14 protein-coding genes and 2 pseudogenes are annotated in these 15,130 nt (G+C 63.2%); 12 read left to right on the top strand and 4 right to left on the bottom strand.

Annotated elements, in window-relative coordinates; translation table 11 throughout:
• The 7 genes and pseudogenes from ACTHL0_RS17695 to ACTHL0_RS17725 form a co-directional block, all read left to right on the top strand.
• Window positions 1-1,149, top strand: a pseudogene (locus ACTHL0_RS17695) (tetratricopeptide repeat protein); the annotation flags it as partial.
• Window positions 1,150-1,224: 75 nt separating this feature from the next.
• Window positions 1,225-1,770 carry a penicillin-binding protein activator LpoB gene (locus ACTHL0_RS17700; protein WP_440568121.1) on the top strand — a complete coding sequence of 182 codons (546 nt, stop codon included), beginning with the start codon at window positions 1,225-1,227 and terminating at the stop codon, window positions 1,768-1,770.
• Between the two features lie 22 nt (window positions 1,771-1,792).
• On the top strand, window positions 1,793-3,232 hold the full coding sequence (locus tag ACTHL0_RS17705) for a PelD GGDEF domain-containing protein (protein ID WP_440568122.1): 1,440 nt from the start codon (window positions 1,793-1,795) through the stop codon (window positions 3,230-3,232).
• Window positions 3,225-4,244: a hypothetical protein gene (locus ACTHL0_RS17710; RefSeq protein ID WP_440568123.1), complete on the top strand. Its 1,020-nt coding sequence runs from the start codon at window positions 3,225-3,227 to the stop codon at window positions 4,242-4,244. The genes ACTHL0_RS17705 and ACTHL0_RS17710 overlap by 8 nt, the downstream gene beginning before the upstream one ends.
• Window positions 4,244-5,881, top strand: a complete 1,638-nt coding sequence (gene pelF / locus ACTHL0_RS17715; protein ID WP_440568124.1) for a GT4 family glycosyltransferase PelF — start codon at window positions 4,244-4,246, stop codon at window positions 5,879-5,881. Before ACTHL0_RS17710 ends, pelF begins: the two co-directional genes overlap by 1 nt.
• Window positions 5,881-7,260: pseudogene (gene pelG / locus ACTHL0_RS17720) on the top strand (exopolysaccharide Pel transporter PelG). The gene pelF and the pseudogene pelG overlap by 1 nt, the downstream one beginning before the upstream one ends.
• 17 nt (window positions 7,261-7,277) lie before the next feature.
• Window positions 7,278-8,243 (top strand): endo alpha-1,4 polygalactosaminidase, encoded by a 966-nt coding sequence (locus ACTHL0_RS17725; protein ID WP_440568125.1) that lies wholly within the window; start codon window positions 7,278-7,280, stop codon window positions 8,241-8,243.
• Window positions 8,244-8,309: 66 nt separating this feature from the next.
• Here ACTHL0_RS17725 and ACTHL0_RS17730 read toward each other — a convergent pair whose 3' ends face one another.
• A complete protein-coding gene (locus ACTHL0_RS17730; protein ID WP_440568126.1) occupies window positions 8,310-9,401 on the bottom strand; it encodes a hypothetical protein in 1,092 nt (363 codons plus the stop codon).
• A 120-nt stretch (window positions 9,402-9,521) separates the two neighbouring features.
• Window positions 9,522-10,106, bottom strand: a complete 585-nt coding sequence (locus ACTHL0_RS17735) for a hypothetical protein (protein ID WP_440568127.1) — start codon at window positions 10,104-10,106, stop codon at window positions 9,522-9,524.
• Between the two features lie 336 nt (window positions 10,107-10,442).
• Between ACTHL0_RS17735 and ACTHL0_RS17740 the strand changes: the two genes are divergently transcribed.
• Window positions 10,443-10,634, top strand: coding sequence for a hypothetical protein (locus tag ACTHL0_RS17740; protein WP_440568128.1), 192 nt, complete (start codon window positions 10,443-10,445; stop codon window positions 10,632-10,634).
• 106 nt (window positions 10,635-10,740) lie between these two features.
• Here ACTHL0_RS17740 and ACTHL0_RS17745 read toward each other — a convergent pair whose 3' ends face one another.
• Complete coding sequence (locus tag ACTHL0_RS17745; protein ID WP_440568129.1) at window positions 10,741-11,703, bottom strand: LysR family transcriptional regulator; 963 nt, start codon at window positions 11,701-11,703, stop codon at window positions 10,741-10,743.
• A gap of 134 nt (window positions 11,704-11,837) precedes the next feature.
• Between ACTHL0_RS17745 and ACTHL0_RS17750 the strand changes: the two genes are divergently transcribed.
• The 4 genes from ACTHL0_RS17750 to infA all read left to right on the top strand — a co-directional run bounded on the left by ACTHL0_RS17750 (window position 11,838) and on the right by infA (window position 14,366).
• Window positions 11,838-12,611 (top strand): SDR family NAD(P)-dependent oxidoreductase, encoded by a 774-nt coding sequence (locus ACTHL0_RS17750; protein ID WP_440568130.1) that lies wholly within the window; start codon window positions 11,838-11,840, stop codon window positions 12,609-12,611.
• Window positions 12,612-12,639: 28 nt separating this feature from the next.
• Entirely contained in the window at window positions 12,640-13,626 is a 987-nt protein-coding gene (locus ACTHL0_RS17755; protein WP_440568131.1) for an aldo/keto reductase, read from the top strand.
• 243 nt (window positions 13,627-13,869) lie between these two features.
• Window positions 13,870-14,073, top strand: coding sequence for a cold-shock protein (locus ACTHL0_RS17760; protein WP_102645870.1), 204 nt, complete (start codon window positions 13,870-13,872; stop codon window positions 14,071-14,073).
• A 26-nt stretch (window positions 14,074-14,099) separates the two neighbouring features.
• Entirely contained in the window at window positions 14,100-14,366 is a 267-nt protein-coding gene (infA, locus tag ACTHL0_RS17765; RefSeq protein WP_440568132.1) for a translation initiation factor IF-1, read from the top strand.
• Between the two features lie 25 nt (window positions 14,367-14,391).
• On the opposite strand, the gene ACTHL0_RS17770 is transcribed toward infA, so the two are convergent.
• Entirely contained in the window at window positions 14,392-15,078 is a 687-nt protein-coding gene (locus ACTHL0_RS17770; protein ID WP_440568133.1) for a phage tail tip lysozyme, read from the bottom strand.
• Window positions 15,079-15,130: the final 52 nt, after the last annotated feature.

The raw sequence follows: 15,130 nt of genomic DNA on the forward strand, positions 1-15,130 counted from the left end.
GGCACGCAAGACGAACGCCTCGCGATCGCTTTGGCCGAAGACGACGTGCAGACGATCGAGCACCTGCTCGACGCACGCACTGCGGCGCTACCGCTCTATAACCGCATCGACGCGTCGATGCGAGTGAACCGGCAAGGCGAGGCCCAAGCCCGCGCATTCGATGGTTTGGACGGCGCGCCCGACGACACGGAATTGCATACGCGGCTCGTCGATGCCACGACGTTCTGGAATCAGTCGGTCTCCGCATCGGTGGAAGACTACGTCGAACATCCGCTGGATTACGTGCAGCAAACGCTCGCCGCGAATCTGAAGCTGTCCGATCACTACATGCTCGGGCTGCACACGCAGCAGCGGCTGCAACGCAGCACCGACACGACGCAACTCGTGAACCTGCCGTCTGTCGATCGCTCGGCGGATCTGTATGCGCGGCGCCTCACGCGTGATTCGGAAGTCACGCTCGATGTCGGCCGGCGGTATGCCGCCGATGCGTTCTATACGATGCGCGCGGACGCCACGCTCGGCCGGAACTCGCCGGTCTCGTTCACCGCCTCGATCCAGCGCAGCGGGGAAGTGACGGAGCAGCAGACACTGACCGTGGGCGGCGTGAAGGACGACATCAGCGGCGGCTTGACCTGGCAGCCCACGCCGCGCTGGTCGTTCACCGCCAGTATCGAGGCCGATCGTTTCTACAGCCAGGGCCGCAACTTCGTCGGCAGCGGCATCCTGCAACAGGCGGAACTGGACTACAAGATCAGGACCGAGTATCCGGACTACACCTTGCGCTTCACGGGTGCGCATGGCGCCTACAACGATAGCGGCCAGCCCGATGCCCTGCTGCAGCGTCTCGTGCCGGCCACGCTCGGACCGTTCAGCGCCGGGGACTTCATGCCGAACACCTTCAGCCAGTTCGGCGCGTTCATCGGCTTCGGCAACGATCTGGCCGAACGTTATACCCACGCCTGGCGCCCCTACCTGGACGTCGGTATGGTGCACGACACGAACCAGGGCTGGGGGGTCGCGGCCGACGTCGGCATTGCCGGCTCGGTGTTCGGCGGCGACCATGCGGCGGTGTACTTCCAACACGAACGGGTTGCCGCGGCCGGCACCTCCTTGACCTTGATCGGCGTGCGTTATCGCTGGCTCTATTGACTATTGACCGTTGGCCGATCGGCCGCTCGCGCACGCTGCTTTGAACTATCGAATGACCACCCAAAGGAAAACGACATGAATCCTTTCGACGCTATCCGCAAGACCGCAGGAACGGCGATGGCCCTGGCCGTCGTGCTGGCGGCGAGCGCCTGCTCGTCGATCGACACGACGCAGTCGCCGGCCCTTCATGCCGCCGACGCCGTTGCCGTGCTGCCGATCGCGAACTACACCGAGACGCCCGATGCCGGCGATGCGGCGCAGGCGATGGCGGTCAACGCCCTGCGCCACCTGGGCCTCGACACGGTGGAGAGTGTGCCGGCCAACACGGGCGACGATCAGTTCGATGCGACGAGCCGTCCGGACGGCGACAAGGGGCTCGCCTGGGCCCGTGCCCATCACGCGCGCTATTCGCTGTCGGGCGCGGTCGAAGAATGGCGCTACAAGGTGGGCGTCGACGGCGAGCCGGTGGTCGGCATGACGTTCGAGTTGCGCGATGTGGCATCCGGCAAGGTGGTCTGGAGCAGCACCGGAAGCCGCAGCGGCTGGAGCCGGTCCTCGCTGGGCGGCGTGGCACAACGCTTGATTGGCAAGCTGCTTGCTCCGCTGGCAGCACGCCGCTAAGCGGCGCATCATCGGAAACATCATGGACGCGAAGACATCGGCCGCTCAGCAACAAGGCGCTGCGACCGCCCCTGCGCAAGCACCCGGCGGCCCTTCAGCCGGGGCCGCGCGTAACGTGCGCCGCTCCGAACCGTTCGGCAATCTGGGCCGGCTGCGGCGCCTGCTCGCGCCCGCGGCGCAGCGTCCGTTCGCGATTCTCGAAAGCGCGGCCTTCACCGTGGCGGTGCTGGCCTTCGCCTGGGCGCTCGATCACGCGGATCCGCTGCTCCTGCACGGCAGCTTCCCCTGGCTATGGCTCGTGCCGACGATCATCGCGCTGCGCTACGGCGTCTTGCTCGGCGCGGCGTCGGGGCTCGTGCTGGCCGCCGGGTGGCTGCTGCTGTATCCGTCGGGTTCAGGCTGGCCGGGCGCCTACTTCGCCGGCGGGTTGATTCAGGTGATCGTCGCGGGGCATTTCGGCGATACGTGGGCCGCGCGCACGACGCGCGCCAGTTCGATCAACGATTACCTGAACGACCGCCTTACCGCGCTGACGAACAACCACTATCTGCTGCGGTTGTCGCACGAACGGCTCGAAAAAGACCTGCTGACGCGGCCCACCACGTTGCGCGATTCGATCACTGAACTGCGCCAGCTGTCGCTCACGCGGGCGCCCGCCGAGCGCGCGCCGCTGCCCGGTGCCGTACGGCTGCTCGAGTACGTCGCCCGCGTATGCCAGATCGAAGTCGCCGCGCTCTATCCCGCACGCGGCGGCAAGCCGGAGCGCACGCCGCTCGCGACCGTGGGCACCGCGTCGACCCTCGTGCCGGGCGACCCGCTCGTGCGGCTCGCGCTCGAGAGCGGCAAGCTCGCCCATCTGAAATCGGAGCACCCGGGCGAGCAGGAAAGCCGCTATCTTGTCTGCGCCCCGCTGCTCTCGGCCGATGACACGCTGCTGGCGCTCCTGGTGGTCGAACGCATGCCGTTCCTGTCGCTGAATTACGACAATCTGCAGATGATGCTCGTGCTGCTCGGCTATTACGGCGACGGCGTCCAACATTCGGGCGTGGTCCGCGACGTACTCGATGCCGTGCCCGGCTGCCCGCTCGAATTCGCGCTCGAATATGCGCGTCTGGCACGGCTGCAACGCACGAGCGGCATCGATTCGTCGGTCGTCGCCCTGTCGTTCCCGCGCGACGAAGAGCACGACTCGCTGTTCGAACACGTGCTGCGCCGCGGCCGTTCGCTCGATCTCGCCTGGCCGCTGCAAAGCGAACGCCGATCGGTGCTGCTCAACTTGATGCCGCTGACCGATTCGGCCGGCATCGATGGCTACGTCACCCGGATCGAGATGAACTTGCAGAGTCAATTCGATACCGATTTCGAACGTTCCAGCATCGGCGTGCATACGCTGCACATCAGCGGAACCTCGACGGGCGCCAATCTGGCCGGGCTCGTGCATCGGGCGGACGCTCATGCGTGAGGTGCGCTCCACGGTCATCACGGTGCTCGCGCTTGCGGGCGCGATCGCACTGCAAGCCGCCGCGGTCGCCGGTGCGCTGCACGCGGGGCGCTTCGCCGATCCGCTGGCGGCGCTGCTCGCCCTGCAGGCGGTCGTCGCGATCGCCGAGGCCATCGCCTTCCGCCGGTTGTTGCCGCTCGAACTACGCGAGCCGCGGCGCTCGGTGCTGCTCCATCTGTGGCTCGGCTGCATGCTCGTGCCCTGCGTGGGCGGACTGATCGAAGTGCTTGCGGCAACGTGGGGCAAGTGGGTGCCGATGCGGCGCAGCTTGCGCGACGCCGGTGTCGTCGGCCGCCCCGAATTCGTCAGCTATCTCGTGTCGCGCGTCGCGCATGGCGGCGGCGCACGCGTTCAGTCGCGCCTCGCGAACACGCGTGCCGCCACGAACGACCGGCTCGCGGCCCTCGTCGCGATCCAGGGCTTGCCCACCCACACCACGGGTGCGCTGCTGCGCGATTTGCTTGGCGATCCCGTCGACGATCTGCGCCTGCTCGCCTACGGCACGCTCGATCAGGCCGAGAACGAAATCGTGCACAAGATCTCGGACAGCAAGGATGCCTTGCATGTCGCGGCGAGCGACGACGAGCGCCGCGCCTTGCACCGCCGGCTCGCCGAGCTGCACTTCGAGTTGGTGTATCAACAGCTTGCACAGGGCGACGTCTACCAGCACACGCTCAAGCAAGCCGATGAACACGCACAGCGGGCGCAAGCGCTGCCGGGCGGCGAGCGCGACGCCGCGCTGTGGGTGCTGCGCGCCCGGCTCGCCCTGGCACAGCACCGGCCGATCGATGCGGCCCCGCTCCTTGAACGCGCTAACGCGCTTGGCTTCCCGCGCGAGCGGTTGCTGCCGTGGCTGGCGGAAGTCGCATTCCTGCAGGGCCAGCACGCACGTGCGGCGGAGTTCGTCGCCGCGCTCGCGCAAGGCGCCGCCGCGCCGCCGCTCAAGCCCGTAGTGGATTACTGGACATCTTGATGAATTCGTCGCTGAATCGCCGCGCCGCCGACGCCGACGTCTGCCTGCTGCTCGAAGGGACCTTCCCGTTCGTGCGCGGCGGCGTCTCGAGCTGGGTCAACGAAATGATCCGTGCGTATCCCGAGACGCGCTTCGGCATCGTGTTTATCGGTAGCCGCGAAGAGGACTACTCGGGCGCCGCCTATGCGCTGCCGGATAACGTCGTTCATTTCGAGGCGCACTACTTGTATGAAAGCGCGCCCGCCGATGCACGCCCGCCGCGCGAAGTGAACGGCGACGCGGCCGCGTTCGCGCGCTCCGCGCAATTCCACGAAGCGTTGCGCGATGCGCGCTCGCATGCGGACATCGGCAAGATGATGACCGAGTTGATTCCGATGCTCGGTACCGACGGCGCGCTCAGCGAAGCGCAATTCCTGCATAGCCGCGAGGCCTGGCGCTTTATCGAAGAACAATATACCCGGCACTGCACCGATCCTTCGTTTACCGACTACTTCTGGACGGTGCGGATCATGCACAAGCCGCTGTGGCAGCTCGCGCGCGTGGCCGCCAAAACGCTGCCGGCGCGCGTGTATCACACCGTCTCGACCGGCTATGCGGGCTATCTGGGTGCGCTCATGCATTACCGCACCGGCCGTCCGCTGATCGTCAGCGAGCACGGGATTTACACGAAGGAACGCAAGATCGATCTGCTGCAAAGCCGGTGGATCCGCGACAACCGCGGCTTGTTCGAGCGCGACGTCTCGAACGTCAGCTACTTCCGCGAGCTGTGGGTGCGCTTTTTCGAGGCGCTCGGCGCCCTCGCCTACGGCGCGGCGCAGCAGATCACGGCCCTGTACGAAGGCAATCGCCTGCGCCAGGTGGCGGACGGCGCCCGCCCGGAACTGACGTGCACGATTCCGAACGGGATCGATGTCGAGGGCTTGCGCCCGCTGCTCGCCCTTCGCTCGCCCGAACGGCCCCGGCGCGTGGTCGCGCTCATCGGCCGCGTGGTGCCGATCAAGGACATCAAGACGTTCATCCGCGCGATCTTCATCGCCACGCGCACGATGCCCGACATCGAAGGTTGGATCGTCGGTCCCGAGGAAGAAGACCCGACGTATGCCCGCGAATGCCGGGCACTCGCTCAAAGCCTCGGGCTCGATGCGAACGTGCGTTTCCTGGGATTTCAGCGAATCTCCGACGTGCTGCCGAAGGTCGACCTCGTTGCCCTGAGCTCCATCAGCGAGGCCCTGCCGCTTGTTGTGCTCGAAGGCTTTGCCGCGGGCGTGCCCGCTATCACGACCGATGTCGGCGCCTGCCGCGAGTTGATCGACGGCTTCAGCGCGGACGATCGTGCGCTCGGCAGCGCCGGTGCCGTCGTGCCGATCGCCAACCCGGGGGCGTTTTCGCAAGCCGCGCTCACGCTGCTCGGCGACGACACGCTGTGGCAGGCCGCGCAACGCGCCGGCCTCGAGCGCGTGCAGCGCTATTACGCGAAGCATCAAATGATCGACCGGTATCGCACGATTTACGAACAGGCCGCGGGGCTGCCCGATGCAGACGCGGGCGCCGGCCCCGGAGACGCTGGCGCACGCTGCCCGTTTCACCACGAGCGCGCGGATGTCGCCCCGCGCCGTCTCTCATTCAGGAGCCGCTGATGGCCGGCATTGGATTCGAACTGCGCAAGATCATGCGGCGCGACACGCTGACGGGCGTCACGCGCGCCTACGTCTACGCAGCCCTGATCAGTTCCGGCCCGTTGATCCTCTCGATCTTCGGGATTCTTATCATCGGCCTGCTGACGCTGACGGTGATCGTGCCGACGGTGCTGATCACCCAGTTTCAGGTGTCGGTCACGTACATGATTGCGTTCAGCCTGATCCTCACGGGGCCGGTTCAGCTCTGGTTCACGCGCTTTGTGTCGGATCGCCTGTTCGAAAAGCGTGACGATCTGGTGCTGCCGAACTATCACGCCGTGCTGCTGGTCACGACGCTGGCGGCGGGAACCGTCGCGACCATCGTGATGCTGCTCGGTTTCCGCGATCAGTCGCTGTCCTACCGGATGCTGATGGTGGCCGGCTTCGTCATCGTCAGCAACATCTGGATTGCGGTGATCTTTCTGTCGAGCGTGAAGCAATACTGGCAGATCCTCGCTTCGTTCGCCATCGGCTATGGCTTCGTCGTCGCCCTTGCGCTGACCTTCGCCCACTATCACTATGGCCTGACCGGGCTGCTCGGCGGCTTCGTGTTCGGCCACTGGGTGTTGCTGCTTTGCCTGTCCGCATTGGTGCATCGGCATTACCGCAGCGCGCGCTTCATGTCGTTCGAGGTGTTCAGCCGGCGCCTGGCGTACCCGAGCCTCGCCTTCGTCGGCTTGTAATTCAACCTTGGCATCTGGATCGACAAGATCATCTTCTGGTATGCGCCCGGCACCGGTAGCCGCGTGATCGGCTGGTTTCATGCGTCGATCATCTATGACATCCCCGTGTTCATCGCGTATGTCTGCGTGATGCCGGCGATGGCGACGTTCCTCGTACGCATCGAAGCCGATTTCGCGGAGTACTACGATGCGTTCTACGATGCCGTGCGCACCGGTGCGACGCTGCGGCGGATCAACGACATGCGCGACATGATGGTGCGCAGCGTGCACACCGGGCTTTACGAAATCATCAAAGTGCAGACGGTCGTCTTGCTGCTGATCATTTCGTTCGGCGCCCCCCTGCTCTCGGCGCTCGGCATCTCGACGCTGTATTTGCCGTTGCTGCTCGTCGATGTCATCTCGGCCAGTCTGCAGGTGCTGTTTCTCGGGCTGCTCAACGTGTTCTTCTATCTGGACGCGCGCATGGCCGTGCTGCGCCTGACGACTCTCTTCGTCGTGTTGAACGGCGCGTTCACGGTCTTGTCGTTGTGGCTCGGCCCGAGCACCTATGGTTACGGCTTCGCCGCAGCACTCGTGATCGTCGTGATCGTGGCCGTGCGGATGCTCGATGCGAAGTTCGCTTCGCTCGAATATGAAACTTATATGCTGCGTGCGTGATGCCGATGGGAAACAGAATGAGGCGATCGCCGCTCAATCCGCCCCTCGCAGGCAGCGCTGATCAGACGCGGCGTGCCGACAGCACGGGGCGGCCATTGCGGTTGCTGGCCGTGGGCGCGCTGGCGTTCGCCCTGCGGGCCGTCTTCGGTGTGGCGCCGGCCTGGGCCGATACGGCGCAGGCCGATACCGATACGCAGCCAAGCGTCGCGTTCTACTATGGTGCGACGCCGCCCATCGATGTTCTGGCCAGCTATGACATCGCGGTGCTCGAACCGGACAGCGGCTTCCTGCCGCGCGAACATCCGGAGCCGGCCACGCGCTGGTTCGCTTATGCGAGCGTCGGCGAGATCGGGCCGCAACGCCGCTACTACGGCGATATCCCCGCCGACTGGTTCATCGGCCGCAATAGCGATTGGAATTCGCATATCGTCGATCAAAGCAAGCCCGGCTGGCCTGCGTTTTTCGTGCGGCATGTGATCGATCCGCTATGGGACATCGGCTATCGAGGCTTCTTTCTCGACACGCTCGATTCGTATCAACTCGCGGTAAAAACCGACGCAGCGCGCGCGCTGCAACGTGACGGTCTCGTGCGCGTCATCCATGCGATCAAGAAGCGTCATCCGCACGCGCAGTTGATCCTGAACCGCGGCTTCGAACTCTTGCCGCAAGTGCATGCCGACGTCGACGCGATCGCTTTCGAATCGCTGTTCAACGGGTGGGACCAAGCCAAGCAGCGCTATGTGCCGGTGCCCGAGGCCGATCGCGCGTGGCTGCTCAGCCAGGCGCGGATCGTGCGCGCGCAGTACAAGCTGCCCGTCATCGCGATCGACTACTGTGCGCCGGGCGACGATGCATGCGCGCGCTCGAGCATCGAGCAAACCCACGCGTTGGGGCTGATTCCATTCGTGACGGACGGCGCGCTGCAAACGGTGCGGCCCGCTCCGGTTTTGTCTCCGGGGCATAGCGAAGAAGGCATGCGCTGAGGCGACCAGGGCGGTCATCGCGGGCATGCGCCACGGCGCTGGCTCGATGCGCCCTTTGCTTCGAACTTAGAACCCCGGCACCGGATTCCGTCCCTCCACCAGCACGTACTTGCCGTCCTTCAGGCGATAGACCGCCACATCGTCGATAACGCGCACTTTACCGCCGTGCCCTACGGTTTCCGCACCCGAAAATGTCATCCGCAGATCGCCGGGCGCATCTGTGCCTTGCTCGATTGCCAGCTTTCCTTCGATATCGAAACATTGCGGCGAGTCGGCGATGTCATCGCCGTTGGTCTTGCCATCCGCAGACACGCTCGCTTCCTTGGCAGGCGCCAGCGCCTTTACCCGTGCATCCGTTCCCGAAGCCGGCACATCGCTGTGCTTAAGGATGCCTTCGCAGTCGTCTCTTGCTCCAAGATCGGAGGCGCTGACGCGCAGCGTATCGGCCACCCGCTCGATCCGGCCCGGTGCGATGCGGAACACCGATGCCCAAGACCCGCAAGAGCCCTGCCAGCAACTACCCGCCGTCGTCCAGAATCCGAATTCGTTCGGCGACATGCGCGCGACATCGGTTGCGCCATAGGTGCCTTGCACGCCGTCGTATGAGACCCCGTCCACACGCTGATCGAGCACCCAACCCGAGGGCTGCTTCCGGAAAAAGTAGGCGCCTAGCCACGCGCCCGAGGCATGCGAATCGATGCGTTCGCCGGTACCCGTCACTTCGACACCTTCCGTCAGCATGACGGCGTGCGTATCGTCGAGGCGAATGACCTCGCGGGGCGTAACGTCGAGTTGGCTACCAACGATCTCTTTAGAAAGATGCCCTTGACCGTCACGGTTCGGAACTTCGACATCGACGATGCGCGCGTTGCCCTTTTTCGTATCTCGCCAGTCGGGGAAGACTGAATGCATCAGGTTTGTCCGCTTCAAGTCGGGCGAGGGTGCCGGCGCATCGCTTGCGCTTACAGAGGGCGCTTGCGACGACGCGTTCGCCGCGGCATGGGTGGCATTCGTCGCATTCGTTTCGGCTGGTTTACTGCATCCCGCGCCGAGCGCAGCGGCGATCGAAACAGCGGCGGTTAGCGCCACAGGCCGATAGGTGCTCAACCCCGCGCGCAAACCCCGACGATTCGTTTTAAAAAATTCGGAACGGCTCATTGAAGCCTCGGCTCGCTTTCGTTATTCGTTATTCGTTATTCTTTATCCGCGGTGCATGCGGAAGCCGCGTTTTTACCACTTTTGAGCTGACGCGCGACGGGGCCCCGTTCGCGTGCTGCATTACCGTCCCTTTTGCGGCCGCGTCTGCGTCATGGCGAGCAATGCGCTTTCGCGCCGCCGCCATTTCGCCTGATCGACGATGTTCCAACCTACCCAAAGCAGGCAGAGTACGCCGCCCATCAGCAAAAGCGCGGGAAATACGAAGCTCCATCCGCTGGTATGAACGACCGAATCGTTGCGCAAGGCGAGCCGAGGATCCGTCGGCGAGACGCGTAGTTGCGCGAGACCCGGGGCACCACAATATCGTGCCCTGGCTGCCGCCGCTTCTCCGGCGCCCACCTGTTCCTCGCGCGGCGCATGCGCGGCACGCCATCGTTCGTCATAGTGCCGGTGTAGACCCTCGCCATAACGCCAGACGGCAAACACTTCCCAATAAGCGCCACGGCGGCCCGGCTCGATCGACACCTCGCAACGATCCAGTTTGGCTTCAACGATCGGCCACCCGAGTGCTTGTCTCGTCCTGGCGGCATCCATCAACCCGTCGACGCCGGCAAAACACAGCAAGCCTCCGACGACGGCCTGCAGCATAAGCGCGACAAAGGCCAACTTGTATGCGCACTCAGGCCGGCAAGCACGGGTTCTCATGACGAACGTCATACGAAAGGAAGTTTGGATACTATCAGAGTGGGCATCTGCAGCGATGTGTCGGCTCATATCGGCTCAGAATCGCCTCACTGCACCCGCAAGCGGCTCAAGTCAGGGCAAGCGGCTCACGAACGGAGAAACAGGTTGCGAACCGGCGCACATCGTCGAAAAGGCGAAGTCAGCCCGCCATCCCGTGGAGGCCGCATACTTTCTCGTTCGATCGCCGGTCGGCGATCGTAGCGCGCCTTTCACGCATTGATGTGATGGCCGTTCGCTAGTATCTTTCTCTGACGAACGTCTTGAACGTCGAGAACTAACCCGGGCCTTCTCAGAAACATGAACTACCACGTCACCTACGAGCACAGCCTGAAGAGCGCGCCGAACGACTTTATCGTGCACGTGCCGTGTCAGCTCGTCGATAACGTGCCGGACAACATCCCGCGGGCATTGCTCCCCGAATTCATCACCAACTTGATCCTCAGCCGCTCGCCGAACATCGGCAAGATTCGCGATCTGCGTCTCTTGTAACGCGAGTAACGCGACAAATGCCTATCGTCGAACGAGACGGCACTGATACAGGCGCACTACGGGGCATGGCCGGGAAAGTGGATCGACACGTGACGCCAGCCGGCTTTCAAAGGCTGCGCGAACGGGCTGGCGTTGGCCGGCCTCGGCCCCGCACTGCAAGCTTCGGAAGCGATTGCTGCTGCCGGATGATATCGATCAACGTCAAAAGTGCAGGATGCTTATATCGGCGGCTGCTGTAATAAATGTGAAACGGGTCCTCGGGATACGCATTCTTCTCCAACACGATCCGCACTTCGCCCCGCGCCAGCTCGTCAGCGATTCGCGCTTCCAGTACATACGCGATTCCCAAACCGGCTTTGCATGCACTGATCGTGGTGGCCGTATCGTTGATGGTCAGTAAGCCGGGAACGCGCAAACGGCGCGCTTGCCCCTTGTCCTTCAATTCCCAGCGATAGCTCGAATTATCACCGAGCAACAGCTGAAGGCCAGTATGATCGGCCAATTCATCCGGCACGCGTGGCACACCGTAACGCTCGAGATACGAAGGCGCGGCGGCCAGAACCCATCGCTGCGGGCCCGTCAGCGGCACCGCCACCATGTCTTCGGGAACGTAGTGACCATATCGAATCCCGGCATCGAAGCCCTCGGCCACGATGTCGATGGGCCGGTTCTCGACGACAACCGTCAGCCGTACGCCGGGACACTGACGCACGAACTCCGGCAGCGCGGGCGCAACGAGCAAATGCGCGGCATCGGCGAACACGTTCAGCCGAATCTCGCCAAGGCGTGCGGCGCCCGGCGCCTCGAACGTCTCGAGCGCAGAGCCGATTTCATTGAAGCCGTTCTCCAATCGTGCCGCCAAATCCTGGCCGACGGCGGTCGCGGAAACCGCCCTGCTCGACCGGTTCAGCAGTTTTGCGCCCAGCCGGTCTTCCAGACGGCGCATCGCGTGACTGAGTGCCGATGGCGTTTGCCCCAATTCGATCGCCGCGACCGTAAAGCTGCGGCACCTGACGATCGCCAAAAAGGACTTGAGGTCAGCGAAGTCAATCCGGTCTGTTTTTGCCATGAATGCGGCTCATCGCCTCAGTGAATTCCATTCATTCTACTGCGTGCAATCATAGCTACCCGATCGAGGAGCGATCAGCGCACTATCCAGAGGCTTCGCCGAATCGGCAGTTTGATCTTTCCTAAAGGAAACTCATGTCAATTTTCGAGCGTGTGCGGATCAGCGATATCGACGGGACGAAGGTTCTCGTCACCGGCGGGTCAACGGGTATCGGCGCGGCAGTCGTTCGTGCGTTTGCTGCACAGGGTGCCTACGTCGTGGCTCACTACAACGAGAGCGAGGCGGCGGCGCAAGCACTCCGTGCAGAATGCCCCCAGCGGATCAGCCTCATTCAAGGCGACCTGAGCGAGCCGGGCAGCGCATCGCGCCTCGTTGAAGCGGCGTCGGCGAGGCTTGGCGGCCTCGACGGGCTGATCAACAACGCTGGCGGCATGTTGGGCCGCATCCCGACCACGGAAATGCCGCCCGGCCACTTCGAACGCGTCGTCGATCTCAACGCCCGTTCCGTCTGGGATGCGACGCTCGCCGCTCACCCGTTCCTCAAGCAAACAGGCGGCTACATCATCAACACCTCATCGGTGGCTGCCCGCACCGGCGGTGGCTCGGGCGCGGTACTGTATGCAGCCGCCAAAAGCTTTGTGAGCAGCTTGACGCGCGGCCAAGCGAAAGAGTTCGTTCATGACGGCATCCGCGTCAACGCCGTCGCACCGGGATTGATCCAGACACCGTTCCACGATAAGTACACCCCGCCGGACATTCTCGCCTCACAAGCCGCGTCGGTCCCGATGGGCCGGGAAGGTTTGCCTGAGGAATGCGTCGGCGCGTTTCTGTTTCTGGCGTCGCCGGCGATGTCCGGCTACATCACCGGGCAGATCATCGAAGTTAATGGCGGACAACTGATGCCTTGAAAGGCTCAATAAGCGAAGAGGAAAGCAGATGAATCAACGGCCATTTGGACAAACCGGACAAGCTGTGTCCGAAATCGGATTCGGCGCCTGGGCCATAGGAGGCTCGTGGGGCGATGTGTCCGAAAGCGACGCGAAGGCGGCACTGCACGCCGCGCTCGATAGCGGCACGACCTTTATCGATACGGCCGACGTCTACGGCGACGGGCGTTCCGAGCGAATCGTCGCGGCCGTACTGAAAGAACGAGACGGCCCGCGGCCGTTCGTTGCGACCAAGGCGGGCCGACGGCTCGATCCCCATGTGGCGCAGGGCTATACCGCGGCCAATCTGAATGCCTTTGTCGACCGATCGCTGAAGAACCTCGATACAGACTGTCTCGATCTCGTGCAACTGCATTGTCCGCCGACAGCGGTCTACTACCGGCCGGACGTGTTCGACGCAATGGAGGCCATGGTCACTTCGGGAAAGATCCGCCACTACGGTGTTTCGGTGGAAAAGGTGGAGGAAGGTCTCAAGGCCATCGAGTATCCAGGCGTCAAGTCGGTGCAGGTGATCTACAACATTTTCCGGCAGCGGCCGTCCGAGCTGTTCATGCGCGAAGCACAAAGCCGAGGGGTCGCCGTCATTGTGCGCGTCCCGCTCGCATCGGGTCTGCTCACCGGGAAAATGACGGCCAATACGCAGTTCGCAGCCGACGATCATCGGCACTTCAATCGCGAAGGCCAAGCCTTCGACAAAGGCGAGACGTTTGCGGGCGTTCCCTACGACCTGGCGCTCAAAGCGATTGAGCGCATTCGCCCGCTTGTGCCTGAGGGTGTCACGATGGCGCAATTTGCGCTGCGCTGGATACTGATGAACCGCGGCGTCACAACCGTCATTCCTGGCGCCAAAAACGCCGAACAGGCAAAGGCGAACAATGCCGCGAGCGCGCTCCCGCCATTGACGGAGGCCGCGATGAATGCATTACGCGATCTTTATCGGGAGACGATCGCCCCGTTTGTTCATCATCAGTGGTGAGCTTCGCCGCTGGGCGTCGCTGGGCGCGCTTGTCACACGTGTGCACCCAGCGTCTCCGCCGAAATAGCTTGACCGATGCCTCCATGACACGTACAGTGGCCCACTCAAGTCTCCAAGAAGCGCGATTGCTGCTCATCATTGACCGCAACAGTAGCGGTATTCGTTGTCCTCTCCCTCCTTGATTCTTTTTCGTGCCCCTTTTAGGGCGCATTCATTCGCTCGTCCAAACATCAAAGGATTTTTATGGATACCGGTATCGTCAAGTGGTTCAACGACAGCAAGGGTTTTGGCTTCATTTCGCCGGATAACGGCAAGGACGATCTGTTCGCGCACTTCTCCGAAATTCGCGCGGATGGCTTCCGCACGCTGGTCGAAGGCCAGCGCGTGAGCTTCGAAACGAAGCAAGGCCCCAAGGGTCTGCAAGCATCGAACATCAAGCCCCTCTGATCCGCCTCGGCATCGGAGACATCAATTTGGCAAAGGAAGAGTTACTTGAACTGGACGGCGTCGTGGATGAAGTTCTGCCCGACAGCCGCTATCGTGTGACCTTGGAGAACGGCGCCGTCGTCGCGGCCTATGCCTCGGGACGCCTGCGCAAGAACCACATCCGCATCCTCGCGGGTGATCGCGTGCGGCTCGAGCTTTCGCTCTACGACTTGACGAAAGGCCGTATCAACTATCGGCACAAGGACGAGCGGGCATCGATGGGGGCACCCCGGCCCTCATTCCACCGGCGCTGATTTGAGGCGTAAGGGCTCGATTTCCTCAGAGCCCTTGTTTCAAAAAGTCGTTCGCGTATTGGTCGCGGTTTCCCATATCCGGGATGCCCGCTTGCTCGTAGTCCTGCTCCCATACGCGCGCGGCTTGATCGGTGGTGGACGTCTGCTTGATGTCGCGAATCGTCTTGCTGTACGGTCCGTCCAACTCTTGATTCATGAATCCGATGTTCGCCTGAAGGCTGCCCGGATCCAAGCCATGCTCTTTGGCATAGTCGATTTCGCCCTGTTTTCGACTCCCATCCCACTGCGCCAGCCCGTATCCCGCGCCGCCTGAACAGTCTCTGTTCGGCTCCCCCGTCCTGCCCCCTTGATTGACGTTGCATTCCATGCTGCTTTCCTGCTGCATGTTTCCGAGCACACCGGCCGCTTGAGTCGGCGTCAGCCCGTATCGTTGCTCGAGATCGGAAGCGACGGCCTGTGCCGCGTTGTTCGACGAAACCGCGGGCACCGTGGAGCTTGATGGCTGACTCGCCCCTGTTGTGCTGTCACCCGCCCCGCCCGAACCGCCAGACGCGCCCCACATGCCCGAGTCGGACGACGAGACCATCTTCATCAATAGATTGAGAATGAGCTCGATCAGCCACTGCTCCACGTTCGTCGAGAGCTGTCCGCTTCCATTGTCGATGGGGAATGCGCAAACCTCGCGATCGATCGGCGCCAAGGTATTCGTCATGCTTCGCTTCCCGGATGAGAGTCACGAACAACGGGCAAAAGATCGGAGCCCG

The sequence above is a fragment of the Trinickia sp. genome, assembly GCF_051961175.1.
Lineage (GTDB): Bacteria > Pseudomonadota > Gammaproteobacteria > Burkholderiales > Burkholderiaceae > Trinickia.

Coding starts and splice junctions, on each gene's coding strand:
- ACTHL0_RS17725 (WP_440568125.1), top strand. CDS start 7,278: ATGAGGCGATCGCCGCTCAATCCGCCCCTCGCAGGCAGCGCTGATCAG.
- ACTHL0_RS17760 (WP_102645870.1), top strand. CDS start 13,870: ATGGATACCGGTATCGTCAAGTGGTTCAACGACAGCAAGGGTTTTGGC.
- pelF (WP_440568124.1), top strand. CDS start 4,244: ATGAATTCGTCGCTGAATCGCCGCGCCGCCGACGCCGACGTCTGCCTG.
- ACTHL0_RS17710 (WP_440568123.1), top strand. CDS start 3,225: ATGCGTGAGGTGCGCTCCACGGTCATCACGGTGCTCGCGCTTGCGGGC.
- ACTHL0_RS17735 (WP_440568127.1), bottom strand. CDS start 10,106: ATGAGAACCCGTGCTTGCCGGCCTGAGTGCGCATACAAGTTGGCCTTT.
- ACTHL0_RS17730 (WP_440568126.1), bottom strand. CDS start 9,401: ATGAGCCGTTCCGAATTTTTTAAAACGAATCGTCGGGGTTTGCGCGCG.
- ACTHL0_RS17755 (WP_440568131.1), top strand. CDS start 12,640: ATGAATCAACGGCCATTTGGACAAACCGGACAAGCTGTGTCCGAAATC.
- ACTHL0_RS17745 (WP_440568129.1), bottom strand. CDS start 11,703: ATGGCAAAAACAGACCGGATTGACTTCGCTGACCTCAAGTCCTTTTTG.
- ACTHL0_RS17770 (WP_440568133.1), bottom strand. CDS start 15,078: ATGACGAATACCTTGGCGCCGATCGATCGCGAGGTTTGCGCATTCCCC.
- ACTHL0_RS17740 (WP_440568128.1), top strand. CDS start 10,443: ATGAACTACCACGTCACCTACGAGCACAGCCTGAAGAGCGCGCCGAAC.
- ACTHL0_RS17750 (WP_440568130.1), top strand. CDS start 11,838: ATGTCAATTTTCGAGCGTGTGCGGATCAGCGATATCGACGGGACGAAG.
- ACTHL0_RS17705 (WP_440568122.1), top strand. CDS start 1,793: ATGGACGCGAAGACATCGGCCGCTCAGCAACAAGGCGCTGCGACCGCC.
- ACTHL0_RS17700 (WP_440568121.1), top strand. CDS start 1,225: ATGAATCCTTTCGACGCTATCCGCAAGACCGCAGGAACGGCGATGGCC.